The 26,340-nt window shown below is 33.3% G+C and carries 27 protein-coding genes and 1 pseudogene; 15 read left to right on the forward strand and 13 right to left on the reverse strand.

The features are described 5' to 3' along the window. Positions 1–13: 13 nt before the first annotated feature. Positions 14–673, reverse strand: a complete 660-nt coding sequence (locus tag FA727_RS19845) for an amino acid ABC transporter permease (RefSeq protein WP_136833230.1) — start codon at positions 671–673, stop codon at positions 14–16. A 102-nt stretch (positions 674–775) separates the two neighbouring features. Next, positions 776–1,552: an amino acid ABC transporter substrate-binding protein gene (locus tag FA727_RS19850; RefSeq protein WP_136833232.1), complete on the reverse strand. Its 777-nt coding sequence runs from the start codon at positions 1,550–1,552 to the stop codon at positions 776–778. A 780-nt stretch (positions 1,553–2,332) separates the two neighbouring features. Between FA727_RS19850 and FA727_RS19855 the strand changes: the two are divergent. Both FA727_RS19855 and FA727_RS25005 read left to right on the forward strand, forming a co-directional pair. Next, positions 2,333–2,543 (forward strand): annotated as a pseudogene (locus FA727_RS19855) (ZIP family metal transporter); the annotation flags it as partial. A 142-nt stretch (positions 2,544–2,685) separates the two neighbouring features. Next, the gene (locus FA727_RS25005) at positions 2,686–3,174 is read left to right on the forward strand and encodes a D-alanyl-D-alanine carboxypeptidase family protein (RefSeq protein ID WP_281280928.1); all 489 of its coding nucleotides are present in this window, start codon (positions 2,686–2,688) and stop codon (positions 3,172–3,174) included. Positions 3,175–3,324: 150 nt separating this feature from the next. On the opposite strand, the gene FA727_RS19870 is transcribed toward FA727_RS25005, so the two are convergent. Both FA727_RS19870 and FA727_RS19875 read right to left on the reverse strand, forming a co-directional pair. After that, positions 3,325–3,732: a hypothetical protein gene (locus FA727_RS19870; protein WP_136833234.1), complete on the reverse strand. Its 408-nt coding sequence runs from the start codon at positions 3,730–3,732 to the stop codon at positions 3,325–3,327. A gap of 18 nt (positions 3,733–3,750) precedes the next feature. Then, entirely contained in the window at positions 3,751–4,308 is a 558-nt protein-coding gene (locus FA727_RS19875; protein ID WP_136833236.1) for a hypothetical protein, read from the reverse strand. A 281-nt stretch (positions 4,309–4,589) separates the two neighbouring features. Between FA727_RS19875 and FA727_RS19880 the strand changes: the two genes are divergently transcribed. The 11 genes from FA727_RS19880 (at position 4,590) to xerS (ending at position 17,656) form a co-directional block, all read left to right on the forward strand. Further along, positions 4,590–4,958: a TrbC/VirB2 family protein gene (locus FA727_RS19880; protein ID WP_136833237.1), complete on the forward strand. Its 369-nt coding sequence runs from the start codon at positions 4,590–4,592 to the stop codon at positions 4,956–4,958. A gap of 89 nt (positions 4,959–5,047) precedes the next feature. After that, the gene (locus tag FA727_RS19885; RefSeq protein ID WP_136833239.1) at positions 5,048–5,350 is read left to right on the forward strand and encodes a PrgI family mobile element protein; all 303 of its coding nucleotides are present in this window, start codon (positions 5,048–5,050) and stop codon (positions 5,348–5,350) included. A 3-nt stretch (positions 5,351–5,353) separates the two neighbouring features. Further along, positions 5,354–6,220 (forward strand): hypothetical protein, encoded by an 867-nt coding sequence (locus FA727_RS19890; RefSeq protein ID WP_136833240.1) that lies wholly within the window; start codon positions 5,354–5,356, stop codon positions 6,218–6,220. Beyond that, on the forward strand, positions 6,210–8,363 hold the full coding sequence (locus FA727_RS19895; RefSeq protein ID WP_136833241.1) for a VirB4 family type IV secretion system protein: 2,154 nt from the start codon (positions 6,210–6,212) through the stop codon (positions 8,361–8,363). The genes FA727_RS19890 and FA727_RS19895 overlap by 11 nt, the downstream gene beginning before the upstream one ends. Next, complete coding sequence (locus FA727_RS19900; RefSeq protein ID WP_136833243.1) at positions 8,360–10,381, forward strand: hypothetical protein; 2,022 nt, start codon at positions 8,360–8,362, stop codon at positions 10,379–10,381. The genes FA727_RS19895 and FA727_RS19900 overlap by 4 nt, the downstream gene beginning before the upstream one ends. Positions 10,382–10,407: 26 nt before the next feature. Then, positions 10,408–12,396, forward strand: coding sequence for a peptidoglycan DD-metalloendopeptidase family protein (locus FA727_RS19905; protein ID WP_126410133.1), 1,989 nt, complete (start codon positions 10,408–10,410; stop codon positions 12,394–12,396). Positions 12,397–12,474: 78 nt separating this feature from the next. Then, entirely contained in the window at positions 12,475–13,101 is a 627-nt protein-coding gene (locus tag FA727_RS19910) for a hypothetical protein (RefSeq protein WP_126410132.1), read from the forward strand. 236 nt (positions 13,102–13,337) lie between these two features. Further along, positions 13,338–14,312: a trypsin-like serine peptidase gene (locus FA727_RS19915; RefSeq protein WP_126410131.1), complete on the forward strand. Its 975-nt coding sequence runs from the start codon at positions 13,338–13,340 to the stop codon at positions 14,310–14,312. A gap of 47 nt (positions 14,313–14,359) precedes the next feature. Continuing rightward, on the forward strand, positions 14,360–14,749 hold the full coding sequence (locus FA727_RS19920) for a DUF3221 domain-containing protein (RefSeq protein WP_126410130.1): 390 nt from the start codon (positions 14,360–14,362) through the stop codon (positions 14,747–14,749). A gap of 1,076 nt (positions 14,750–15,825) precedes the next feature. Then, positions 15,826–16,437, forward strand: coding sequence for a UCP028583 family protein (locus tag FA727_RS19925; protein ID WP_126410129.1), 612 nt, complete (start codon positions 15,826–15,828; stop codon positions 16,435–16,437). Between the two features lie 151 nt (positions 16,438–16,588). Further along, entirely contained in the window at positions 16,589–17,656 is a 1,068-nt protein-coding gene (gene xerS, locus FA727_RS19930; protein WP_126410128.1) for a tyrosine recombinase XerS, read from the forward strand. A gap of 265 nt (positions 17,657–17,921) precedes the next feature. Here xerS and FA727_RS19935 read toward each other — a convergent pair whose 3' ends face one another. The 8 genes from FA727_RS19935 to FA727_RS19975 all read right to left on the reverse strand — a co-directional run bounded on the left by FA727_RS19935 (position 17,922) and on the right by FA727_RS19975 (position 23,670). Continuing rightward, positions 17,922–18,494, reverse strand: coding sequence for a DUF4871 domain-containing protein (locus tag FA727_RS19935; RefSeq protein WP_246010433.1), 573 nt, complete (start codon positions 18,492–18,494; stop codon positions 17,922–17,924). Positions 18,495–18,582: 88 nt separating this feature from the next. Further along, complete coding sequence (locus FA727_RS19940; protein ID WP_126410126.1) at positions 18,583–19,191, reverse strand: hypothetical protein; 609 nt, start codon at positions 19,189–19,191, stop codon at positions 18,583–18,585. A 188-nt stretch (positions 19,192–19,379) separates the two neighbouring features. Next, positions 19,380–19,793, reverse strand: a complete 414-nt coding sequence (locus FA727_RS19945) for a hypothetical protein (protein WP_126410125.1) — start codon at positions 19,791–19,793, stop codon at positions 19,380–19,382. Continuing rightward, positions 19,793–20,383, reverse strand: a complete 591-nt coding sequence (locus tag FA727_RS19950; protein ID WP_246010432.1) for a TlpA family protein disulfide reductase — start codon at positions 20,381–20,383, stop codon at positions 19,793–19,795. Before FA727_RS19950 ends, FA727_RS19945 begins: the two co-directional genes overlap by 1 nt. A 13-nt stretch (positions 20,384–20,396) precedes the next feature. Then, complete coding sequence (locus FA727_RS19955; protein WP_170972244.1) at positions 20,397–20,915, reverse strand: MauE/DoxX family redox-associated membrane protein; 519 nt, start codon at positions 20,913–20,915, stop codon at positions 20,397–20,399. After that, positions 20,915–21,136 (reverse strand): twin-arginine translocase TatA/TatE family subunit, encoded by a 222-nt coding sequence (locus tag FA727_RS19960; RefSeq protein WP_126410123.1) that lies wholly within the window; start codon positions 21,134–21,136, stop codon positions 20,915–20,917. The genes FA727_RS19955 and FA727_RS19960 overlap by 1 nt, the downstream gene beginning before the upstream one ends. A 13-nt stretch (positions 21,137–21,149) precedes the next feature. Continuing rightward, entirely contained in the window at positions 21,150–21,908 is a 759-nt protein-coding gene (tatC, locus tag FA727_RS19965) for a twin-arginine translocase subunit TatC (RefSeq protein WP_126410122.1), read from the reverse strand. An 835-nt stretch (positions 21,909–22,743) separates the two neighbouring features. Further along, a complete protein-coding gene (locus tag FA727_RS19975) occupies positions 22,744–23,670 on the reverse strand; it encodes a hypothetical protein (RefSeq protein WP_126410121.1) in 927 nt (308 codons plus the stop codon). A 493-nt stretch (positions 23,671–24,163) separates the two neighbouring features. Here FA727_RS19975 and FA727_RS19980 point away from each other — a divergent pair, with 493 nt between their 5' ends. Both FA727_RS19980 and FA727_RS19985 read left to right on the forward strand, forming a co-directional pair. After that, on the forward strand, positions 24,164–24,541 hold the full coding sequence (locus tag FA727_RS19980; RefSeq protein WP_170209295.1) for a hypothetical protein: 378 nt from the start codon (positions 24,164–24,166) through the stop codon (positions 24,539–24,541). Between the two features lie 133 nt (positions 24,542–24,674). Beyond that, positions 24,675–24,815, forward strand: a complete 141-nt coding sequence (locus tag FA727_RS19985; protein WP_136833245.1) for a helix-turn-helix domain-containing protein — start codon at positions 24,675–24,677, stop codon at positions 24,813–24,815. Between the two features lie 56 nt (positions 24,816–24,871). Here FA727_RS19985 and FA727_RS19990 read toward each other — a convergent pair whose 3' ends face one another. Then, positions 24,872–26,329, reverse strand: a complete 1,458-nt coding sequence (locus FA727_RS19990) for an FtsZ/tubulin family protein (RefSeq protein ID WP_126410120.1) — start codon at positions 26,327–26,329, stop codon at positions 24,872–24,874. Between the last annotated feature and the right edge of the window lie 11 nt (positions 26,330–26,340).

Here is a 26,340-nt window from a genome sequence, read left to right on the forward strand (position 1 = left end):
TTTCGCCATTCCTTTATTCAAATTTTAATTTAGATTCTAACCATTTAAAGAAACCTGTTAAAACAAGAGTCATAATTAAAAAAATAAGTCCTGCTATAAAGAATGGGATAATCGTGAAGTCCCGGTTTACCGCAGTTTGAGCAAAGTGTAATAATTCAGGAACAGCAACTGCATACAATAGTGCTGTATCCTTAATTAGTGTAATTGATTCGTTTGAGACTGCAGGAAGTGCGATACGAAACATCTGAGGAAGAATGATTTTAGTTGTTGTTTGAAACTTACTAAACCCTAAAACCTGAGCTGCCTCATATTGTCCTTTAGCAATGGCCAAAAGACCACCTCTAAAGATTTCTGCAAAATATGCAGCATAGTTAAGGGTAAATCCTAAACTGGCTGCAACAAAACGATCCATTACAATGTATTCTCCAACAACAGGTATCATGGGAAGACCAAAAGCTAAAAACAGTAATTGTAATAATAGGGGAGTGCCTCTCATTACATATATATACCCTTTAGCAATGGAGGCAACCACTATATTCTTACTGATTGCCATTAACGTAAATACAAACCCCAATGGAATAGAAAGGATAATGGCGATAAAAAATAATAATACCGTCATTTTGGCTCCTTCTAACATTGGTATAGTAATATTAATTAAGTAATCGATATTCATTGTCTATGCTCCTAAAAAGAACTTGCCCCCTAATTTATCATAGGGGGCTTCTTGTCTATTCTTGGTGTAAGTAATAGTATGTCATCGGCATTATCTTTTATACTATTTTAAGATGCGATCTTCACCAAACCACTTTTTAGATATTTCAGTTGCCGTGCCTTCCTCATTTAATTCATCAAGAGCTATTTGGAGCTTATTTAATAACTCATCATTTCCCTTTTTAACACCAATTCCATATTCTTCAGGTGCAAGAGAATCTTCTAAAATTTCGAAAGTATTTTTTTCAGATGTCAAATAATAATCAGCAACAATTTGGTCAATGACAACCGCATCTATTCTACCAATTTTTAAGTCGCTTAATGCTAATACGTTGTCTTTAAACTCTATAACAGTTTTAACTTCTTTCTTAATAGGACTAGCATTTAATGCATCTAATGCAGATGATAAGGATTGAACACCAACAACCTTACCAGAAAGGTCATTCATTTTTGTTAGATCAGAATCTGCTTTTGTAACAATTACTTGAGCATTCTTTAAATATGGTTTTGTAAATAAGACTTTTTGTTTACGATCATCTGTAATTGTATATCCATTCCAAATTAAATCAATACGTCCACTGTTAAGTTCGGATTCTTTAGAGCTCCAATCAATTGGTAGAAACTCCATTTCAACTCCCATTTTTTCTCCAGCAGCTTTAGCGTAGTCAATGTCAAATCCAACTATTTCGTTATTTTCATCTCTAAAACCCATTGGAGCGAATTTATCATCGATGCCTACAATAATTTTTTCCTCTATTTTAGTAGATGAAGGGGAGTTGGAGCACCCAGCAAAAATTAGTGAAATTCCTAATGAAATTGAAAGTATTTTAAGTTTCTTCATGATGTTCTCCTTTAAAATGTTTTAGTTTGTTAAAGTGGTAAATTGCTAACGTGATAAAATATTACCATGGTTCAGTTTGATAGTCTAGTGAAATTTATGGTAATAATTTAGAAGTATAAGAAATTAGTGATGAGTTCTAGAACAAGAAAGAATTGAAATTAATAACTACAATCTTTCTACACAATTAACATGTATAATTCTAATAAAGTCACTAAATAACAATAGGAATGTAAGACCTAAAGTTTGTAAAAATGAAGGTAAATAATATGACTCTACTGCAGGGAAAAAAATAATAAAACAGCTGAACTGTAAGGAATTGAGAAAAGAAAGAAATGGAAGAGAACCTAAGTTTTTCGAATAAAGCTATAAATGGTGTATTACTAGGTTTCTATACTACTGGAGAGTTCATAAAAATTGATCGTTCTAAATATAATTACAAGAAACTTGATAATTCAATTTGGATTAACGATTCAAAATAAAGCTATTGAATGGCAATCTCAAGAACTTTGCTTTTTATAAATCTAAATAATTCTTAAACTATGAGAATATAAATAATAAGTTCTTAATAATCAGATATTGAAGAAAGAGAAATTAAACACTATATAAATTAGTTGTACGTTATTACTTACTGAAATTAAAACGAAATAATGTACCGAGTATTTTTAACAAATTTAGAGATAAGAAAGCTTTTATATGAGCTTGCCAATAGTGTAGTTTTAAAAGAAATTTTTATGGAGTAATCTTTATAAACAATTAATCTCTGTAGTCTGGAGGGATAATATGTTCAATTGGTTTGCAAGCCTAATTCCTGTAAATCAAGCATTATTAGGAACGTTGTTTACTTGGGTAATGACTGCTCAAGGAGCTGCGATAGTCTTTACAACTAAATCTGTTAATCAGAAATTTTTAGATTGTATGCTAGGTTTTGCAGGGGTTGTAATGATCGCGGCAAGCTATTGGTCTTTACTTGCTCCAGCGATTAAAATGGCACAAGGGAATTCCTTACCTGCCTGGGTTCAGGAATTTTGTGTAGTGTAATTGAAAGGACTAGAAGTGTACTTCGTCGCTTTTTTAATGGATGAATGCCTTCTGCACTTTCAAAAGGTTTGTTTGGGTGTAGATGTGGCAGTAGTTTGTCAACAGCAAACAAAAATAAACCACCCAACAGAAAACCAATGGGTTTAGCGATAGGGGTCGCTTTTGGGGCAATGGCAGCAGGGTTTGAATCAGCCACGTTAACAGGTGCTATTGCATTGGCCATTGGTATAGGAATTCAAAATTTTCCAGAGGGAGTAGCGGTATCGATGGTTGCCATATTACTTCTATTTAATATGGCAACCATTACAAAAAAGATAATTGCAGAAAATAATAGAGTGGATTTAGAAACAGAAGCAGCAATTCTTATCGAAGCTAATTCTGGAAAAGTTTTATTTGAAAAGCATCCTAATAAAATTATATATCCAGCTAGTTTAACTAAAGTGGCAACTGCTATTTACGCAATTGAAAAAGGAAATATAGATGATATTGTTACTGTTAGTAAGAATGCGAGGCAAGCAGATGGGACAAAGGTTTACCTTGAAGAAGGAGAACAAGTAAGTCTGGACAACTTTATAGGAACATGATGGACAAGAAGGAAATGTTTTATACGTTTAAAATTAAAAATGTACCTTTCCATTTCAGAAAGATACGTTAAGTAAAAAATTATATATCATGAGGGCCTCTAGGACGATATTTTCTATATCGATAATGTCCTTGAACACCTTTATATGTTTTTAAGAAAAGAGGGCTCCCATCCATAGTATAGCGAATAAGCATACATAGTAAGGGACGAATAGCTCAAGCTTAATGACAAAGATTGCTCCAATCAATAAGGCAACTGATTGATAGCGAATGCGTTTAGTTATGAACGTAGGGAGTACCTCATTTAAAGAACGTCCACTTTCTGAAGCTAATTTCCATGAGTAACCTATCAATTCCACCACTTCTCCAAAGGTAGTATAAAAAAGGATTGGAGTTAAAAGAAAACCAGCTGTAAGAAATGTTAATTGATTCATTTCAGAGTTGATTAAAAATAGAGAAAATCCTAGATACCCGAAGGTAAATAGGATAGGTAAAATAAGGGCTTGTATTGGAACTAGAGTTTGATTTCTCATTTCTGTAATTATTTCTTTTGTAATCATGGTGAGAACCCTCCTACATCACTTATTGAATTGAGCCAGTTCAGTATCGGAATAATTATCAAAGATTCCATATTCTTTAGGGATATTTGGTAAGCCATAATAATCTTTTGCTTCATGATATAGCTTTAGACGGTCAATATTTGAAAGTTGGCTGACGATTTTAGTCACTTCATCCCAATCTTTAATTTTAAGATATAAATAAAATTTAATTGTTTCATATACATAAACGGACTTTTCCAAATTTACGCCAGGATCGTTGATGTTTGCATCTAACAAATAAAAGTAAGGCGAATCTGTACCATATAATTTCTTTGCTTTCGCCTTTGCTTTCTTAATTTTGCCGTTATGCTTTAATTGTAGTAATTGTAATCCCGCTAATGTAATAAGACCTATCGCAGTAGCAGTAGCCATAAATACTAGATACAAAACAAAAATCATCATTATATCAAAATTAGTGCTATTTCTATACTTAGTAGGGAAGATACCTAAATCTATTAGGAAATCAATGAATCCCTGAAAATATGAAAATATAACAGATAAGATAAAGACAAATATGAATCCTAATATAAGTCTCATTTGTTTCACTCCCCTTCAGAGTATACATACATATGTATATCTTTTATTATATTATACACTATTAACAGAACGCCTACAATATAAAAATAGTAAACAAAAGGATTGTCTTATAGAGTGATTTTTTGTAGAATAGGTACATGATTAAGAAATTAAATATAGTATAAATCTAAGATTTATTTTGGCGGAAGACGCAGAATAATCTCCATTAGGGGATATCTGCGTCTTTTTTTATTTCTACTAAATATATTTAATTTCTAATTTATCAACTAGGAGGAAATGTAGTGAAAAAAACGGTAAAAAGTTTACTTCCGTACTTCATGGTTTTAGGATTCATGGTAACTTTGGGGTTAGTAGCTCCTGAAATGGCTTCAGCTAGTACAAAGATACCTTTAATCAAAGGTGGATCTGGTGGAGACGTTACGGATATTACTCAGCTATTGCAAGATTGGATTATTCAAATCCGTATCATTGGAGTAGTAGTTATTGTAATTGCCCTCATTATTGCAGGTATTATTATCGGTATTTCTTTAGGAAATGCAACGAAGAGAGCACTAGGTATCGCGGCAATGATTGCAGCTGTTATCGGTATAGTACTTGTTATGAAGGCTCCAGACTTGGCGAACTACTTCATTAACCAATCGCAAACGTAAAAGTGTACAAAAAGGAGCCCTTACTACATTTAAAGAGTAGGGGCTTTTTTTACAGAATAGATAAATTTATTAAAGAGTAGGTGAAAAAAATGAAAACAAGAATGCCGTTCGATACGGAAACAGAACGTAAAGTCATAAAATTTATGTCCTGGCGTCAAAGTTTGTATGCATTGGTAGGAGGACTTCTCTACCTATCAATCGGTTCTGAAATATTGTTCGCGGGAATGCCATTCATTACAACTATCATTGTATTGGCGCTTTTAATCCCTATAACCATTCCTTTCGTTATTTTTGCTTTTTATCAAGATAAAGAAACGAATTTATTCTATGACCATTATCTATGGTTCAGATTCAACCACAAAAAGAAACAAGCGGGAATTTGGAGGAAATAAACTATGCTAACGAATTTAGTGATGATCCTTATGATTGGGGTAGTAGTTTTTGTATTTGCATTCCCCGTTATGGGAAAGCCATACCCATTCAAATTTAAATCAAAAAAGAAAAAAGTAAAAAGGAGTGGGCAAGAGACTCCTAAGATTGAAGGTAATTTTCAGGAATTATTAGGTATCAAGGCAATATACGGTGACATTGTAGAACTTGAAAATGAGAAAAAAGCCGTTCGTAATTTCCAAGGCTTAATAAAAGTAGACGATATAAACTACTTACTTAGAAGTTTAAATGAACAAAGACAGACAGATTTAGCTTTCGAAACATTATTAGCACAACTGAATTTAGGTCCTGGACGTGAAGTAAATGTAGGAATTCATATTCAATCAAGACCTATAGATTTATCTGAACAACTACGTCCATATGAGGAAAACTTCTCAGAGTTAAATCCAGTCGCTCAGCGATATGCAGAAAGTATGTTTTTCCCTTATATGGGATATTGGCAACAAACAGTTGACGAATATGACTATCAGTCTTACTTTCGTATCGATTTAAAATATAACGATGCTCTTTTAGATGGACTAGATGAACAACAAATTATTATGAAAGTACGAAATGAATATAACCGTGTTGCTTCGATTATTCAAAGAAATTATAACGCTATGGGTGGGCAAAGTACTATTTGTGACGAGTACCTCTTATATGAAGCTTGTTATTTTGCAGTAAATAAACAAACCGCGAGTTTAGAAAGATTTAAGAAAATGATGGAACAAGAAGGAATCTTATCACCATTTGTCACAGGGAAAGTAAAAAGTAGTGTAAATGCAGATGAACTTGATAGCTTTGAAGGTGAGGGTGAAGTACATGCTGTTTAGCAAATTTAAGAATAGAAAAAAATTAAATGAAACACAAGATATGGAGCTAAATGATATAAAGCAAAATGTAGATAAGAACTCAAAGAATGATGTAGTAAAACGAGAGACGTATATGGAAAAAATCGCATTAGAAGGCTTTACGATTCCTGTAGATGTTCGTGATCGTGGTTATCAAATCGAACAACGTGCTGGAAATGAATATCCTTTCCGTTCATATCTTATGCATTTAGGAAATACAAGTTTATCAACAGGTGAGCTGGATACGTTATACAGAGCAGGGGCATTAAATATTAACTTTCATCTTTCTAAGCTGACAAAGAGCCAAGCTGTTAACAAATACAAACGTGCAGTAACGGATGAAGGGGCACGTGCGTTACAAGCAGAAAAGGCAGGAAATGATTTAGAAGCAAAGGAAGCCTATAAAGCAAGAGAAAAAGCAGATCAACTATTACAAGAGATCTCAGACGGATATAATGATGGATTCTTAGGTACAATGGTTGTTACTCTTTTCGGTGAGAATGATAAAACGCTTGATAATATGGGGATGCTTATTCAGGACTCAGTCTTACACAATGAACACAGTTTGCGTCCTTTATATGACAGACAACGTTCCGGGTGGTTATCTAGTTTACCATTATCTCCAAACAGCTTACAGTCAACTGTAGACAAGAGATTCTTAGACCGTACAGCAATTGTCGCCGCTTCTCCATTTTACAGCTCCAAGATTCCTTTTTCAGGCGGTGTACCCTTAGGAGAAAACTTGCACAATCGAAACATGGAATTCTTAAATGTATTTGCTCCGTATCTAGAAAACTATTCATCTATTATTGCAGGGGCTTCCGGAAGTGGTAAATCATTCTCTAATAAATATATATCTTCTTCTCAAGTTCTACTTGGCTATCGTATTTTCTCTATTGATCCAGATGGTGAAAATGGGCCAATTTGTGTACTGATGGGTGGTAAGGAAGTAGAGGTTCGAGAGGGTGGAGATAACACCATCAACCCATGTGCTTTAACAGAGGAGGAAATCGAAACTACATTACCAAATGGTAAGCGCGTTTCAAAAGTAATTGTACCTATTGGTTCTAAAATTGGTCGTCTTGTTTCGTTCTACAATAAACTTTTACAAGGAATGAACACACAAGAAAAAGAGGAAATCAAAAAGGCGATCATGGATGTTATCACTGAATGGGGAATAACGGATGATCCTGAATCACTTTACGAAAAAGAAAAGAGACCAGTACGTGTAAACGGACAAATAGTATACAAGAAACAACGAAAACCGGAGTTTACTTTGTCAGATATTTACAAGCAACTATTAAAAAATACGACAAAGGGATATGATTTAGAAAAATTAAGCTATGAAGAAATTATAGAGCCGGATGCTGCTAGATTATTAAAAGTTTTACGAGGTTATTTACGAGATCGTCCAGATGGTGTTATTTTCGATGGACAAACTCAATTCGGCGGAGAAAAGATTGATAATCTACTAGATGATATTCCTTGGGTAAACTTTAATATTAAAGCAATTGAGGGTTCTGATATTTACGATACGGTATTCTATGTTTTAACCGTATTAGGTTGGGAGTACTTTATTAAACGTCCATCTCTTCGTAAGTACCGTAAACGTTTAAAGATAGAAGAAGCATGGAAAATGAAGCATATTGTTGGAGCGATGCTATTCGTCGAAGAGTTAGCTCGTCGTTCAAGAAAATACAATGCTGGTGTTGATATTATTACACAGGATTTAAAACCATTTTTAGACGATCCGAACGGACAAGCAGTTGTTAAACAAGCGACTTCTGCATTGTTTTTACGTATCGGTGCTATGAATGCACAAGAAAAATTAGAATTACAGTCTATCTTCAATTTATCTGAAGGGGAATTAGAAATCATTTGTCGTAAACCATCTGAATCTGAAAACGACCAAACAAAAGGAGAAGGAATTGTTCGTGTTGGTGGTTCTAGTGCCTATATTAAGGTCAATGTTTCAGATGAAATGCGAGGGTTTATTGATACTGACCCTGAGTATTTAATGCAAAATGGCCTAATGCCTACCCTTGAAGAAAACGAAGTACCAATGGAGATTGAAATAATAGACGAGGAAGAAGAGGTTACAGAACAAGAAGGTGTTTCTGTATGAAATTAGTGTCGTTTGCTGAATCGAAGCAACAAATGAGAAAAATTTACATTCTACTCACATTTGTGATTCTATTAATTGTTCCAACACCTGCTTTCGCGGCTGAAAGTGAAAAATGGTACATGAAGCCTTTTGAATGGATGCTCGGTGCATTTTTCGAATACATTTTAGCGCCAGTAGCAGGAATACATGAACCTGCTCACTATATCTTTTATCAAGGTGACGGGTTAATTTGGGGAATGTACAACGAAGAGCAATTTAATAATGCTGTACAAGCGGGTTACAACATGATGCTTGTTGTAGTTAGTTTTATGTTAGTTGGGGCAATTATTAAGATGGCCATACAAAACTCATATGGAAAATTCTCTTCAAGTATGCAAGTCGATATGATGGATAATGGATTTAAGATATTAATTGCCTTGGTACTAATTTTTCAGTTCTTCACTATTGTAAATATCTTCTTTACGCTTAATGTTTACGGCGTGAATATGTTTGAGAAACATATTCAAGACCCGACAAGTTTAGTAGATATGGGAGCTGATGCTTTAACTAAGGCAGGGGAAGAACAAGATAAAGACAAAGAACTTTCGTTTACTGACCTTGATGGAAATGAAGGAAATCCTATAAAAACAGCGATTGTATCATTCTTTTCTTTTGGGGTTGCTTTATGGTTCAAGGCTTATTACATTCAACGGATGTTTTTCATCACTGGATTGATCATACTTGCGCCTATATGGTTATCAACATTGTTCTTTCCAAAATTACAAGGGATTACTTCTACAGCTTTTAAAGAATTATGGGCTCAAATTATTTCACAAACGATACACGCAGCTGTATTTTTCGTCTATTATTGGTTGTTTGATGGTATGAGTGATTTTAATGATTGGTTAACTTATATCCTTGCTTTATCTATTTTTATTCCAGTGTCAGAATCAATCCGCTTTGCAATGGGAGCTACAAGCGACAATGCAGGGAAGATGGCTACGATTGGCACACTTGCTGGCGCTGGTTCACTCATGCATATGATGAAAGCTGGCGGTGAAATAAAGAATGGCTTTAAAAATGCATTCATGGAGAGAAAAGGGGTATTTGACGGACAAAATGCAGGTGGTAATGGAAATGGAAGTTCGATTCCTGGTATGGGTTTTGCTAAAGAAAACGCAGACCGCCAGTATGGAGGAAGTGCTAATCTAAATGGATCCCCTAATAAGTTTGCTCGTAATATGAGAAGTTTTGGTCATGTGGCAGCGGGATTCGGTTCTGCTATGATGCGTACGGGTGGATTTACAGCTGGTATGGGTATAAATCCTTTAACCGGACACTTAGCTGCAGAAGGTGGAGCGCAGGTTGGTAAAGAAGGTGGATACGGTGCAGGGGTCCTTTCTTATGCCGGTGGTAAGGGAATTGTTGGGAAAGGTAAAAATGCCTTAGAAGGATTTAAGTCAAGTTATGATTCATCAAGAGAAAATGGTGGAAATGCATTCCAAGCTACTATGTCTGGTTTAGGTGGTGGAATGAAGGAGGGTGCTATTTCCACTGATGCACGCACAAACCCTGTTCGTAGAAATGAATTGGCTCAAAAAATTGGTGGTGCACTTGGAGAGGCTTCTTACGGTAGAGGTGTAGGTTATCAGATGGGTTCAGAGATGGCAACGAATTTCGCCTTTAAAGGGAATGATAATGTAGACGTCGCTCGATTGGATGATAAACAAAAGTATGCAGTTGTTACTTCTAATAGAGGAAGCTATCTTGCACAAATGGGACCTAATAATAAAATGATACCTATTACCAATATGAAACCAGGAGATGCGAATCTAGCAAATGGGCAGATGGTAATCCAGGAATATCAAGTCTCAACAAGTGAAACTGGTATTAGAAGTTTCCAACCTCAGCAACAGCAATACTCAATCAGACAAGTTAATCAAGGTTCTAATCAAGGTTCTCAATTTGCTAGACAAAAGGTTGCTACTCCCGCTAAACAACCGAATATTCAAGAGTTTATTACTCAAAAGCCAAATTAATAATATGGAACTAGGTATTACTTGAAATGGATTTTAATGAAAAACTAAAAGCGGGCAAGGAAAAGCTTAAAAGATTTGCTAAGAAACAAATAAAACAGGCGATTAAGAAATTCATAAAGAAAATCTTAAAAGCCTTACTGAAGAAGTTGATATTGGCAATCGCAAAAGCGATTGCTGCAGCAGTAGCTTGGCTTGTTGGAATACTTGGTGTTCCAATAGCAATTATCTTAGGGATTGTGTTAATCATCGGGGGAGCAATGTTTATTCTTGCTCCCAACCTAGGGTTAGTTGATGATCAAGCTAAACAGCAAGAAATGAGACAAGAGTTACAAACGCTAATAAAAGAATCGAGTAAAGAACCTAATTATCGACCTCCTTTCGAGTTGGTTGCCTCTATTGATATGATGAGAATTATTCAAGAGGACAAAGAGCCGGAAGATGTTAATTATAAGCCTATAGTCGATACTTTGACTCCTGAGTTTACTTATGAATCTTACGATGATACGTACGAAATAAAAACAGTAACAACTACAACAACCGAAGTGACAAAAGAAGAAACTAAAACAGAAACCTACACCGTAAGAGAGCAGGTAGGAACTAAGAGGGAATTCATTTGTGATGAAGAAGAAGCTTCCGTTATGCCCTGGAACTTAGTGGAGATTCGTTGTTGGAAACAAGTACCCGTTTATGAAGATGTGGTTAAAACAAAAACAGGACTTCACCCAGTCACCGAGACTGTTACGGAAGTAGATGAAGAAGTTAAAGAAGAAAAGAAAGAAGTTTCACATCTCAAAACGGCTCATGCGTGGAATAAATTTGAAACTTTTTATTATAAGGAAGTTGAATTAAAGACTGAATTTGAATTAGTTAGTACCAAGCAAGAAGGAAATAAAAAGATAGAAATTTACAAACGTAAAACTAAAGAGTGGGTATTTGATCATAAAGACTTTGAATATAACTACACCAAGTTTGATCAAGTTTTAACTGATTTAGCTTTAGAGGAATCGGCTATACAATTACTTGTTGAATCACTAAAAGAAAATAATATTCCACTAGATGGATATATGGGGACGTTCTTTGATACCTTCCTTGAAGGTGGAGCGGGAATGATGGTTCCTGCTGAATACCTCAAATATTATCAAGCAGCAGAAAAAAAATACGGAGTGAAATGGAACTATCTTGCTGCTATTCACTATGTTGAAACCAAGTTCTCTTCTATTGAAATTATGGTCTCAACGGTCGGTGCTGTCGGTCATATGCAATTTATGCCTTGTACGTGGCTTGGATGGGCCCACGATTCTTGTTCAGGAAAAGGAAAAGGGAATATTCCTATGAGTGATTTAACCAATCCTTCACTTATAAAGAAGTACCGTGGTCTGGGACAAGATGCGCAAGGCGACGGAAAAAGTGATCCTTGGGACTTAGAGGATGCGATATATTCCGCAGCTAACTTATTAAGTCGAAATGGTTTTGCTTCAGACCCTAAAGGTGCAATCTATTCTTATAACAAGTCACAAAAATATGTTGCCGATGTTGTTCATTATGCAGAGTTATTTAGTGCAACAGCGGGAGGGATTCCACCTATCACAGATGGAACATTTATGCGCCCTACACTTGGACCTATCACTTCAAACTTTGGTTACCGAATTCATCCAATAACCAAAAAACGCAAACTACACCAAGGCGTAGATATAGGAAAAAGCGGATCGGTTACACCTATTGTTGCTGCCGCCACTGGAGTTGTTTCTCGTTCAGAGGTTTCCTCTTCTTTTGGTGAAGTAGTCTATATTAAACATACAATTGACGGAGAAGTATGGGAGACGGTATATGCACATATGGTTACAGGTTCAAGACGTGTCAAAAAAGGAGATTTGGTAGAAAAAGGACAAGTGCTTGGGTTAATGGGTATGACTGGGGGAGCGACGGGAGTTCATCTTCATTTTGAAGTTTGGCCAGGAGGTAGAGGTTCCGGAAAGCCGATTGATCCCGTAGCATCCGGTATTATTAAATGGTAAGTATTTTATTTACTATATGAAATCCGTGGTTACTTACTACGGATTTCAGTTTATTACCTTATAAGCGAGGTGATTTGAATGAGGAAAATTATTATCGGGAGTCTCGTATATGGTGTATTAATAATTGCGGGATTTGTTGCTTATAAACTTCTATATGACGGTAAGGATGTTAACATTGATGAAGGAAATGCACTCATAAGTAAAATTGAAAATTCATCTTCAACTGAAGACGATTTTAGTCAAGAACAAGAGCACTCTCACGAACATGAATATGGATATGAACAAGAAATGGTGACAACATTCCAGAATATAGAAAACAATGTAGAATTTTTTGTTGCTTCTTTAAAAGAAGAAAATCAGCAAGCCTTTACAGATATGTTTGTTCCTGAACAGTATTCAAAAGATATGTGGGAGTATTCAGACGATCCTTTCATTGAAAATGTGAATATCAAGTTTATCCACGCTTTAAATCGAAATGGCACGCTAGTTTCAGCTCGATACGATACAAGTACTATGGACGGCTACAAGACCACTAGAGAAGATTCGGCCGTTTCCTTAACACTGGTCTACTCGGATGAAAAAGAGGCCACAATCAAGCTCAAATTGGTTCTGATGGGGTCTGAACATAGCAATAAAGATAATATCTATTATATTGAGAACAGTGTCCTGGATATGATAAAAGAAATTAAAGAGCAAACTAAATAATAGTATCTCATTTACGCTGGCAATATCTATTGCTAGTGTTTTTTTTAGTAGAATAAAAGAATTATAAGATAGATTAAAAAATACATATTACGGGATAAATTAGAACATTTTTCCAAAATGAGACAAAAGTACTATTTACAGAAAAATCTATATTTTCTTAATATAAAAGAGTAATAGAAAATTTTAGGAGGTTTTATTTTTGAAAAAAAATCATCGTATTAATTCTAGTATTAGCATTGTTTATACCAACAAGCAATGTTTTTGCAGCTGAGAATACTCACGTAGAAGCGCATTCTGTAGAGAAAGACTTCAAATATATTAAGTACGATTTAGGTTCACAAACCAAATCCTTGATAAAAAATGAGAATCCTACTAAATTAGGAGATAAACCATTCATTTCACAAGGGAAAATTGGATATGGAGAATTAGAAAAGGTGAACCTTGAAGATTTTAAAAGTCCTAATAAGACTTGGGTAGATCCATTAACGGGTGAGGAACTAAATAATCAAATTAAGCCATTTGAAGTAATAGGATCTGATGGTAGACAGAAAGTGATTAGTACGGCTTCTATGCCTTATCGTGCATTAACCTATATTCAATTTGAAAATTTATTTAATGCGTGGAGCTGTTCGGGTGGAGTTATAGCACAAGATTTGGTTGTAACAAACGCACATTGTGTAACCGAAGCAGATATATTAGTGGGAACTGTTTTCCCAGGCTTAAATGACTCTACTTATTCCTACGGATACTACACTATAACAGAAATTATTTATCCCGAACAATGGACATCGACTAATGGTTCATCTGACTATGACTATGCTATTTTAAGAGTTTCAACGGACTCTTCTGGAAACCATATAGGAAATAGAGCGGGGATCTTATCCTGGCAGGAAGCTGGAACAATTAATGCAAATAGTATTTTAAGTACTTATGGATACCCAGGAGATAAAATGGAGGAAACTGGTTTAGTGTCAATGTGGGGGATGGAAGGACGGTCAGACTCGTATATTCATTCTAATTTATTATTCCACAATATGGACACTTTTGGGGGGCAATCTGGTTCACCTATATTAAATATGTATCATCGTATGATTGCTGTTCATAATGGTAGTTATACACTTACAGCTAATAATACAAGTAGACTTGTTAATGGAGGACCTAAGATAAGGAGAGATTTTACTAATCTTTATAATTTGATGTTGAACAATTAACCTGTTTCTAGTAAATACGTCTAAAGTTGATAAAGGGGTGTCATAAGTTGAATACAACCACACCTTATGTTCGATTGATGATTGCCTCTCTCCTGACTCTATTTTTTTCATTAATATTTAACCATGAAGATAAAGGAAGACACTTTTCTAATGTAGACCATGAAAATACAATGGTCATAGAGGGTTATGTGATTTCTAAACGGGTGGGAAAGATATTAATTTCAGAAGAGCCCTTACAATTCTGGAAAATAGCAACAGGATATATCACTTCGAATTATGAAAATCGATATATTATCGTAAAAAAGCATAATAAAGCTGCAAATCCAAATCTCTTAAAGAACCTTAAATACAATCAAAAATTAAGAATTTATGTGGACTTTATTCGAGAATCAAATCCTCCAATTACTTATGCCTACTATATTGAAGTAATAGAATAAAGTGGCTGAGACAAAAACCAGTAGAAATCATAAAAAAGCATGAAATCAAATTTAAAAAATCTTGATTTCATGCTTTTTTGCTTTCATGCCTTAAACCAGTTTCAAAGATTTTTTCACCTATGTCCCCGTCTCACTTAAATAACGAAAATAAAAAGAACATCTAAAAATTTATGGATGTATAAAAAAAGGAATAGTAGAAGGCATTGGCGCAGTTTAGAGGATTTGCCGTTGACTTCCTTCACATTCCAAGTCACTTCAGAAACCCTAGTCTTTATCTAACAGTACGACTGCCTTTTCGATTCGGGAATTAAATCCAAGAGAACAATGCCTGGTACACTAAAAAAAGAACTTGAAATTCCATTTTTTTACTTTTTGATTTTCAATAATTAATTCGTATTTTAAATAGAGTACAACTTAGTTTCAATAAAACACTCAGGAGTATTTGTTTAAAACTAAGTTGTTCTCTGATACTGACCGAAAACCCTTTATTATCTTTAAAAGTAAGTATTACTCTAACTTTAAGAAACGATAATGATTTAAAACTAAGTTGTACTCTAGATATATTTTTTAACCCATTAATTAGCTTAGCTGATTTTTCAGAATACAACTTACTTTTAAAGAGGGAAGTACTTACTTTTAACAGAGTACAACTTACTTTTAAAACAACAAGAGAAATTACTTCTCTTAATTCAACAAACTTACATATGTTCACATAATGTTAATTTGATGAACATTAGATTAAGGAATGGTATAATATAAAACAACTTTAATAGTTGTCATCGAACAACTCAGTAGTGACCCAAACAATTCAATACTGACTATAACAACTTAATTATGACCTAAACAACTTGGTCGTGGCTTTACTAATCCTTATTAAATCAAGGCTCTCAATCATTTATACTCTTAATAAGTCATAGCAAGTTATCCCCAACAAGCGCCATTGACTAAATACCAGGTCAATCTTGAGTTAGATGTCTAATTAAGTCACTATACAATAGGCACTTGTGGGCCATCTAGGTCATGATTGAGTTGTCACACTACAATAGTTGAGTAAAAACTTAGGGGGATCGTTATAAATGAAATGCCGCGGTGAAGAAAGTAGAATTAAGCTTGTTAATGATTATCAATTGAAACCCGTAGCACACGTTAAGTTACTTAATGGACAAACAAAAAAAAGTTGTACCGGAGATATTCTAACTGATAGTTATTATTGTTTTACATATAAAAATAAAGTGACAAAATCCGAAGGCTCTCTACTTTGCGGAACACACGCAGCAACACATTTTTTATCTTTACTAGGTCATGCATCATTACGTCAATTTAACCCACTTTCAAGCATAGCAGCTGGTGGGAATAATGGAAATTCTCCTACCTCTACTAGTGTTAGTTGGAATCCAACTGCTAAAGAATTACATAATGCAATAAATTTATTGGTAATTTGTTGGAATACCACTATTAAAGGGTTTGTTGGTGATATAAAAAGAGAATTAGAGAAAAACCCAGATAAGGAGCCACACTTATCAAAGATAAAAACTATTAATACAATTATCAAACATGATAAAAAACAAAGAACTTTACAACAGATGATTTCAGAATTGAGACAAAACAATCAAACACTTAGAAACTTTAGTTTTAATAATTTAAATCAATTACTAAATAAAAAAGAAATAGACTCCTTCTTCGGATAATCCCCCCTATCCTATTAATGAATCTAATATTTAATAGGATTTTGAGATTGTTATATATTTTAAGGAGATTCTAGTTTTTGAGTAATTAATATTTGTTCATAGATACTTTTTTCTGTGAATTTTTGTTGAAAAATGTCGAAAGGGTGTTTTTATGAGAACTCAAAGGGAATACAGCCAAGGTATTCTTGATAAAAAAATTGAAGATTTCCCGTATTATATTATTAGATTTTTAGAATCACACAAAGGTGTCCTACAACCTACAACGTTACTTTCCTATTCAAGTGATATTAGGGAATTTCTTTATTGGATACAGCGGGAAGGCTATTCAAATACGACAGATATTAAGGACATAAAAGTATCTGTTTTGAATGACCTTTTCCTCGATGATGTTGAAGATTTTCGTAGCTATCTTATGGGTAAAAAGTTAGCAAACACTACAGTTAATAGAAAATTATCAGCCTTAAAGTCATTATTTGATTATCTCAATAAGACTATGATAAAGAAAACAAGGAAGCCATATATTGACCGAAATGTAATGACACAAGTTTCTCTTATAGCAGTAGAAAATTCCGACGATACGCGTATTGAGTATGTACAGAATAATATTCTTGTAGATGAGGAAATAAAGAACTTTCGAAAGTTTGTCGCTGAAGATTATGGGGAGAAAGATGAAATAAAAAATAATATTAGGATGCTAAATCGTTGGAAGAGTAACCGAGAGCGAGATACCGCAATAGTTAGTATGTTGCTCGGAACAGGGTTAAGAATCGCGGAATTAGCTGATATTGACATTGATAATATAGACACTCAATCTCGTAAAATCATGGTATCTAGAAAAAGTGGTTCAAAACGATCCGTTAGCTATTCAAAAGCTGCTTCAAAGGACCTGATCAACTACCTTGAAATACGCAATTCAAGATACAAAGCAACAAAAGATGACAAAGCTTTGTTTTTGGGCATCTATAAAGGAAACGCACAGCCATTAACTAAAAGGGCTATGCAAAAATTAATTGAAAAGTATGCGGTTTATTTTGGAAAGCCTCAAATTTCAGCTCATAAACTTCGTCACACCTTTGCAACGAACCATATGAAAAAAGTAAACAGTATACCGATTTTACAAAAAATATTAGACCACGCAAGCCCAAGTACAACTATGTTATACAATAATTTATTCGATACAGATATCCAAGAAAGTATAGACCATGCTGATGAAGAATAAAGATGATTAAACAATTCATTGTAAAATTAAGAGGAAGACTCTCTTCCTCTTAATTTTCATTTATCAATTATATATTCAGCAAATATTGGGATTTTAAATAACGTCCATCCTGTATAGTTGCCTCTTGGAATGATCTATTATCAAACGTCTCTGATTTAATTGGGATCGTTTTTTAATATTGGCCAAATTATCAATAGACTCAGTAATTTACAATACAATATATTTTCAATATTGAAACCATTGCCGATACCAGTGAATCTTACCCTTACTTATCTTTTACTAAAACGGTTATACTTCCAAATAATTCTTCTCCAAAATATGCTTCTAATTTCCATAATCCTGGTTCAGGTAATTTTAATGTAGAAGGAAGCGAATGACTTGCTCCATTTACTGGTGCAAGTGAAGTTGATTTAGGCAATTCAAAGAGTGTAATTTTTGTATCACTATCTTTACTTATTCCAACTACCTTAAATGGCTTGAGTAATGTTTTTTCATTTCCCCAAAAATGCCACATATATTTTTGGGATTTTCCAGTTATAAATGGTCCATACTCACCGATTCCTAATTTACCATTATCCCCTATACGAAATACTGATTCTTCAGTATCACCATTTTCTGTTGTTGCGATCTTCCTTATTAAAGTAGCGCTCTCACTCCAACCAGAAATATCTTCAGCATAAACATTATTATTAGAATTTACACCTTTAGTATCCTTATTTGAACAAGCAGTACTTAAAATAATAAGACAAATGATAAACACTAAAAACTTTTTCACTTCATAACACTTCCCTTTATAAGTCCATTTTTTTCTATGACGTTGATATCTAAATTTTTTCATAACATGAAAGTTTTTCTTTGAGGTCTAATAAGAAAATAGTTTACTATCAGCTAAATATTGGAGGTGTGTCTCTTACACTACATATCATTTATATTAGGTTAATGATATATTGTTTGAAAAATACATACATCATAAAAACGAAAAATATTAACAAAGAAAAACCATTAAAATATTTGTATTTTTTTGTTTTATTTTGGTACAATTTTTTAATTTGTATCAGTTCTAATTCTTTATTTTTTAAAGCAACCAGAATAGTTGGAAGTGCTCTTGAAAAGGCATATATTATTCCAAATAATAAACCTATTACTGGGTTTAAAAACAATCCAATATAAATGTAAAGAATATAAAAAGTTGCATACGGCAAATATGTGAATATACCAGCACCTAATATTAGACCCCAGATCCACATATTGTGAACCGTTTTTCCCTTTACCCATTCCACAGGTATTTGCCACTTTCTTTCCGGAACTTTCACTTTTATTATATTAAAGTGGTCAAGAGTATATAAACCTAACATTAAGGTGAATATTGCCATCTTAATAAGATGCGGAATCCAAGAGAAAAAAACAAAGATAATTAAAGTGTAAAAAAAGCCAGAAATTGCACCTGAGATTATAGAAGCCAATAAATAGTGACAACAAACTTTTATCTTTTTCTTGAACGTCTCTTCACCTAAGAGACTGACCTCTAAGGTCACATTCATTCCTCAATTTGTACTAATCTTTGTAGTTCCTGCAACTATAGCTAGTAGGCCTAATAATACAACTGTAAGAAACATAAGAACACCTCCTTATATTTATTTCTACAATCATATTATGATAGATCATAAAAACAAATGTAGCCTATAAGAAGCTACGAAACCTAATAAAGTTTCGTAGCTTTAATTTACCTTAATATAGTGGCACAGCCACAGGCATTAGAATTACCAGATTTTCCATTTGGCATACAATCGCAACATGTCATTGCCCCCCAACTATAATTTACACACCAACAACCTGTAGTAGGATACCAATACTTATAGCTAGTATGACCTGTAGGACATTTAGTTGATTGAGATGAACTACATCCCGAACAAACTCTTCCACCATTAGGGAATGTACAACCAGTTTCTGGAGGATACCAAGTCTCACACCAACTAATATCTGCAGCAAAAACTGATTTAGTAGTGGCTAACCCCATTATAGAAAGAAATAATGTAGACATAGATGTTTTTATAAATGTAGATCGACTAACCTTTCTTTCTAAATTTTCGGCAATTGACTTTGTGAAATTATCAATTTTCTCTAACAACTTAAACATTAGTGAGCTACCTCCCCTATATTTTCAATGATTTCAACATTACTTTTAAGTGAAGAAATCAAGCCATTAATATGGCCCATATCATTACATAACCCCTTCCCTTTAACCTCACCCTCGTTATCTAATATAAAGGCGAAAGGTGTTACTCTAACTTTACATTTTTGAAGATTATTTCTGTCAGGATCTAATAATAACTCGCCTTTCAATTTTTTAATTTCTTTTACTTTTGAAAAACTTTCTTTATCTCCAACTCCAATTAAAACAAAATTTATTTCGTTGTTATATTTTTGATATGCTCTATTCCATTCAGGGATCAATTCCTTGCATGGAGCACACCCAGGTGATATGAAACCGAGCAAAGTAGGTTTACCCATAAAAGTTTCGTTTGTAATTAGCTCGTTTGAAAAATAGGATAAACCTTCAAGTTTGCCCATAAAATTACCTATTGGAATTCCATCTCTTTCGATTGCATCCGATTTGGCTAAGTATACAGTTCCGAATTGTCTAAAGATCAAGATAATCAAAAATACCATAAACACCTGAAACACCCATAGAAGAATGTTTGAATAAAGTAATATATCCTGCCCCAAAAAAAGCACTCCCTTAACTCAAATTTTTAATTACATCTTTATGATTGTTCCATATTTTTTCTGTAGAAATTAAGATTGTAGCTAAGAATAATCCAGCCAATAGAGAAAACAGTTCGATTTCAACTTGAATTTGATTATGAAAAAATGCCAACATTAAACTAATTGATGATAAAAATAGCAATTTTATCAATGTGAATTGAGAGACATCAGAATCTAAAAATTTACCATAACAACCACATGTTATAGTTTTGTTAGTTTTTAGCATATATACAACCCCTATGGTAATACTTAAGAATACTGTAAAGATTAGGATACTAGCGTATACTAACATTCCTTTGATAGGGAGAAGAAATGCTCCTGCTAATTCCGTGAAAGGCAAAATAGTTCCGTAGAGTTTTAGAATTGGCAAGGGAAGAAAATCATACTCTTTAACTAAATTAAGAAAATCTTTTAAATTTATTATTTTGGGAATAGAGGAGACTATTAGTACGATTAGAAGTAAATGTACCAAAATGTTATATAATAGTTGCACTACAATTCCTTCCTTTCTTCTGAAATTGCAGATCTTGTCTGTTGAGAGTTTTCATTTTCCTTTAATTGAATACCCTCCTTCAATCCGGATATCCCCCTTTTAAATTCTTGAAGAGATTCTCCTAAAGAACGACCAATGTTTGGTAAGTTCTTCGAACCAAAGGCTATAAGGCAAATGACTAATAAGATAATAATCCCTGGTATTCCTATCTGTCCCAGCAATTTAACACCTCCTCTATTTAGAAAATCTTTTTTTAGAGTAAATAAATTTACTCAACATGATACTGATTTCATATAAAAAGAAAAGTATGCATATGACGATTAAATCAGATACAAAATCTGGTGGAGTCACAACTACCGCAAATAAACTTAGAATGGGATAACAAAACTTTCTATATTTTTTTAACATTTGTGGTGTGACAATATTAATCATTGTTAAAAACAGTAAAATTGCAGGAAGTTCAAAAATTACGCCAAATATAACACAAATAGAAAATGTAAATAGAAAGAAATCCGAAAAACTATAAACTGTATTCATGCCAAGAGAGTCAGATGCGCTAAAAAAGAATGAAAATAAAAGAGGTAGAACTAATTTATAACTCAATAAAGCTCCAATAAAAAAAAGTGCTGACACAAATGGAATTGTCATTAGAACTATTCTTCGAGTTTGTCTATTTAATGTTGGTTTGATAAATAAATATAGTTGGAAAAATAACATAGGGAGTGTTATACAAATGGATTGAAAAAGCATTGTCTTTATATAGATTGAGACGGACTCGGTGACTTTGAAGATATTTAAGGTAACATTGTAACCTGTTGCGGATTTTTTTATGAGATCAATAAAATAAGGAGAAGTAAAATATGTAATAACGAAAAATGATATAAAGCAGCCTAGTACATAAAGCATTCTTTTTCGAAATTCTTGAGCATGTTCTAAAAAAGTCTGATTAGTATCCTCTACTTCCTTTTCAATTTCAAACTCAATCTCTATCACCTCCTATTAATTTACATATATTCTAATTTCACATTATAATAGAAACTATATTTAAATCAAACATATTTTTTGAATATTTAGAATTTAGTTCTTTTTTCCTATTTCATAAACTATCTATCGTTAAAGCTAATGGTGGAAATTATGGAAACTTCCGAGTGTGAGTGCATCTTCCCTTTCCTTATCTCCTTTTCCACTGACAACAGCTGATCGATTTGACCAATTAATGCTGTTTTTCTCTAAAGAAATTTCTCCAATACTACATCCAGTTAAAAACATAATTTCGAATTAGGCTTTTTCCATTGGCGTGAAGCAAGATTCGCGTAAGTATTCAATTTCTCCTTTTGTAAGAAACTTAGGTATTCATAAATCGTATACGATGAGCCAGACTTGAAGGTTATAAGATAAAGTATCTGTTTTTTTCATTATAAATTGAGTTATAGAAGGAAAATGATACGCACCATTTGGACTTTTCCAGTAGTGGTTATCTCACTTTTTGCTATATTTAAATTTGCCGGCTCGAATAGTAATGAAAATCTAATTATCTAATTTTTTTAAAAATTATTTTCTTAATACAGTTCAGTAAAAGTGAGTTTCCTTTAAGAAGGAACAGTTCCCTCTACATTAAATGAACTTTATACCAGGTCTACTAGTACCCTAACAACGGGCGTTCAATACAAATAAGGAAAGCCAGGAACAGATAAATCTGATCCTGGCTTTCACACACACTTAGGAAGAATGAATACGAGGATATTCATTCCCTGTAAAGATACTATCAATTTTTGAAAAAATTTGCAATGGAAAATGAAGTATATTGATTATATGCCTTCCCCTCCTCTTATTTAATCCATTCTGTTAGAAGTTCCCTTACTCTTGCATCTATAAATTCACTTCTATTTATTTTAAGCCTCTTAAGAAATCCTTTAGATTCAAACTCCATTTCCGCTTGCTGTCGAGCTTTCAAGGTTTCCTTTAATAATGTAAGTTGCTTTTCACTTTCTTGGATTTTTTCTCTATCTTTTTCGCTTACTTCTATTTTTTCTACTATACTATTAGTCTTCTTCTCTGTATTCTCAATGATTTCAGTCAACTTTCTGTTACTTTCAAAGAGTTGCTCTATTGTTTCCTCTTGATCTTCTAATTTTTGAAAAAGTGAGCTTTGGTCTTCGAGTAACTTTGTTTCAGAGTTTAACAAGGATTCAAGTGCCCCTTTTAATTGCAGCTGGTCCCCTTCTCCTTTTTCAATTAATAAATTGAATAGAAACTCATTCATCATTTCAAGCTTTTCCAGTCTTTCTTCCAGGCTCCCGTTTACCTCTGTTGATGGTATATTACTATTGTTACGAGATACTACTTGCTTTGGATTCCCTACTAACCCCAATTCTGCTCTTAAACCATTCAGTCTAAATTCATCTTTAAGTAGCAATACCATTTTCATTTTTAATAATGATAAGTAATTCAATCTAATATACTTATTTGATGGAGCATCTTCAGGAATTATATATTCTCTTAAGCTATCAATGTAATATGTCAAAGAACTTGGAGGAATTGGCTTGTCCCCGCCTAATACCTTCCCTGCTTCTGCAACACTATACCATCTATGAATGTCCTTCTCTAATATTGAAAGAAAGCTCTCAGAGAATAACTCCTTTTTTAATTGATCTCTTTCTACGATTAATTGATATAGACTATCAAACTTTAGATCTTCTTCTATTTTTAATATGAAATCTGATTCATTTTCGATTATTTTAATTTCATTTGCCATTACGATCCCCCTCCAATCTCCACGAATTTGTTCGAAACGAATCCAAACTAATATTTTCGTTCAAAATCACTCACAAATGTGACTAGTTACTAAAATAATAGCAAATTATTTTAAAAAAATATACCAAATCACGAAAATTAACGAAAAATACAATATATCCAAGAGCAACGAAATTTAACTTAGTTAAAAAACAAGTTAAATGAAGATTATCTAATTCTAACTAAATTATAATTCGTTACACTTCGTTAATGTTAGTTAAACGAACGAAGTGTAACGAAAAAATTCGTTGAAATTCATAAGAATCATTGAATATCTTGTGGATAGTAAGATTGGATGAATCTAGTTATTGCGAAAACTCACGAAAACTCACGAAAAACATCAAAAAAAAAAAACTTCGTAGCCCGGTAAATGGCCATTATAGATAGAATAGAATGTATAATAGATTAATATTTTGGGAATTATACTAGTGTATTCATGAAAAGAGGTTGATAATGTGGATGAAAATAAAATAACAAACATCAAGTATACGCAAATGGATAAAGATCCAGAAATCAAAAAAGTAACAAACAGCATGGAAAAACTAATCTTAGGAGAAAAGGGTGTCGGTTTAATGGATGCTCTTGGATTAACACCCGGTAGGATACAAAAATACTTAGATGAAAGCAGGGATGAGGAATTTGAACAGCTCCTCGATGAACATAAAGAGTTCATCTTTTGGGAATCGAGAAAACGGAGTGCTAAAGATTTAGAATCTTATATGAAAGAACATACATTTAAATCAATTGATGGTATGACTAACAAGTTAGAAGAGTTTCTAAAAAAATCCGAAATAGAGGTAATTCAAGAACTAGTAAATGAGCATTTAAAGTAGAATGACCTATCTTAGGATAGGCTTTTTTTGTTTATTCACTTCAATCACAACATAAGAACACAACACTCCAATTACTTACACAAAATTGAATAACAAGCTATAATTTGGAAAACTAGTAAAAGGGGAGTTTCATATGCTATACGAAAAAATGACATTAAAAGAGCAAATTTTAAGATTGTACAGTAAAGGTATGACACAGGCTGCAATTGCTCGTAAATTAAAAACCAGAACAAACTATGTATGGAAGGTCGTTAATGAACATAGAGAGAAGTAATGTATAAACAAAAAGAGGAGAGCTCTCCTTTGCTCTCCTTTGCTCTCCTTAAACAATTAATCTATATTATCAAAGTCTAATGCATCAATATCAACAAAATGTTCTTCATCTTTTTTTACTTCTTCCTTAGTTGACTCACCGTCTAAGACAATCCCTAAATCAGATAGATCAATATCCATATCAAAATCAAAATTATCATCTTCTTCAATAGTTGCTGCAATGGATTCGATTGAAGAGTTTTTAAAAGCGAATTTTTGTTGTTTTTCACGATATTCCTTATATTCCTCGACTAACCCTTTAACCAATCTTGATGGAAGTCCTTCTGTTTTGAAAAACGTATAAACAATAGCCTTACGATTATTTTTTTCTTCAAGGTAACCATTAAATACCGTACCACTTAAAGGAATCTCTTCAATAACAGCTTTCTTCGATTGATCCATAAACGAGCTAGGGATCTTTTTATCTGGCGAAATAACTGCAAGCAATCCTAAATGATGTACTTTTGAAGCCGCTAACTCTCCATTTTCTTGTTTTTCTACTAATTGAACAGGTTCATGAAGTAGGCTATCTTTGATAGAATCAGTAAACATTTTCTTTATATCATGTTCATTGTTAACACTCTGAATATCGGCCTCGATTCTATTAATAACCAGGCATCCTTGATGTTCTAAAATTACACGTTTGAAATCTTCTTTATCAAAAGTGACCGAAGTTCCACCACCAGTAGTAGCTGTGTTTAATTCATGAATAACATTACGTATTTGGATATTAGAATAATCTCTATAATTATCAATCTTTAAACCATGCTTAATATTATCGGGTAGACTATCAAATTCATCTGCAAACTTCTGATTGTCAGCAAAAATAACGAACGCAATCCCTTTTGACTTATCCTTTGCTAATTTCCAAATTGTTTGAGTAAAATCGTTTACTTGTCTTAATACATCCGGTCCATCTTCACGAACAGGTAAGGTAACAACAACACCTATTTTGACTGACTTTTCTTCTGCATTTTTAACCGCTTGTGCCATATACTTCTTAAGATTATTCTTAAATTCGGCTGGATCTGTTTTCTTTTGAATCTTAATTAACTCTTCTTTAATGATTGGCTTATTATGAAAATCGTTAAATTCTTCAATAGCTTTTATAATGGTCGATGTTCCAGTTCCTCCACCAAGTCCAGCAAAGAATAAAACTAGATCATCGCTTGGGCGAACTCTCTCTGTAATGAACTGCTTTAGTTTTTCCTTTGCATTTCCATTCTCATCTAGGATTCTCATAGCCTTTTCAGGATTTTTGCCTAGACCACCTAAATCCAAAGAAACTTGATTACTAGCAGGAATATTTTTTAATCCCTTTAAGTCACCATCATTACTATTTAAAGCTAAACAATTATAAACAGGTGTTCCATCATTTTTCTTAATACCTGCAAATACATCAGCCATTCTTGTTCCAGCTTGTCCAAAACCAACCATTGTCATATTTATTGCAGGGGAGTTATTTGTAAACAACATATCATTCTACC

This window comes from Robertmurraya kyonggiensis (assembly GCF_005116465.1).
GTDB classification, from domain to species: Bacteria; Bacillota; Bacilli; order Bacillales; family Cytobacillaceae; genus Robertmurraya; species Robertmurraya kyonggiensis.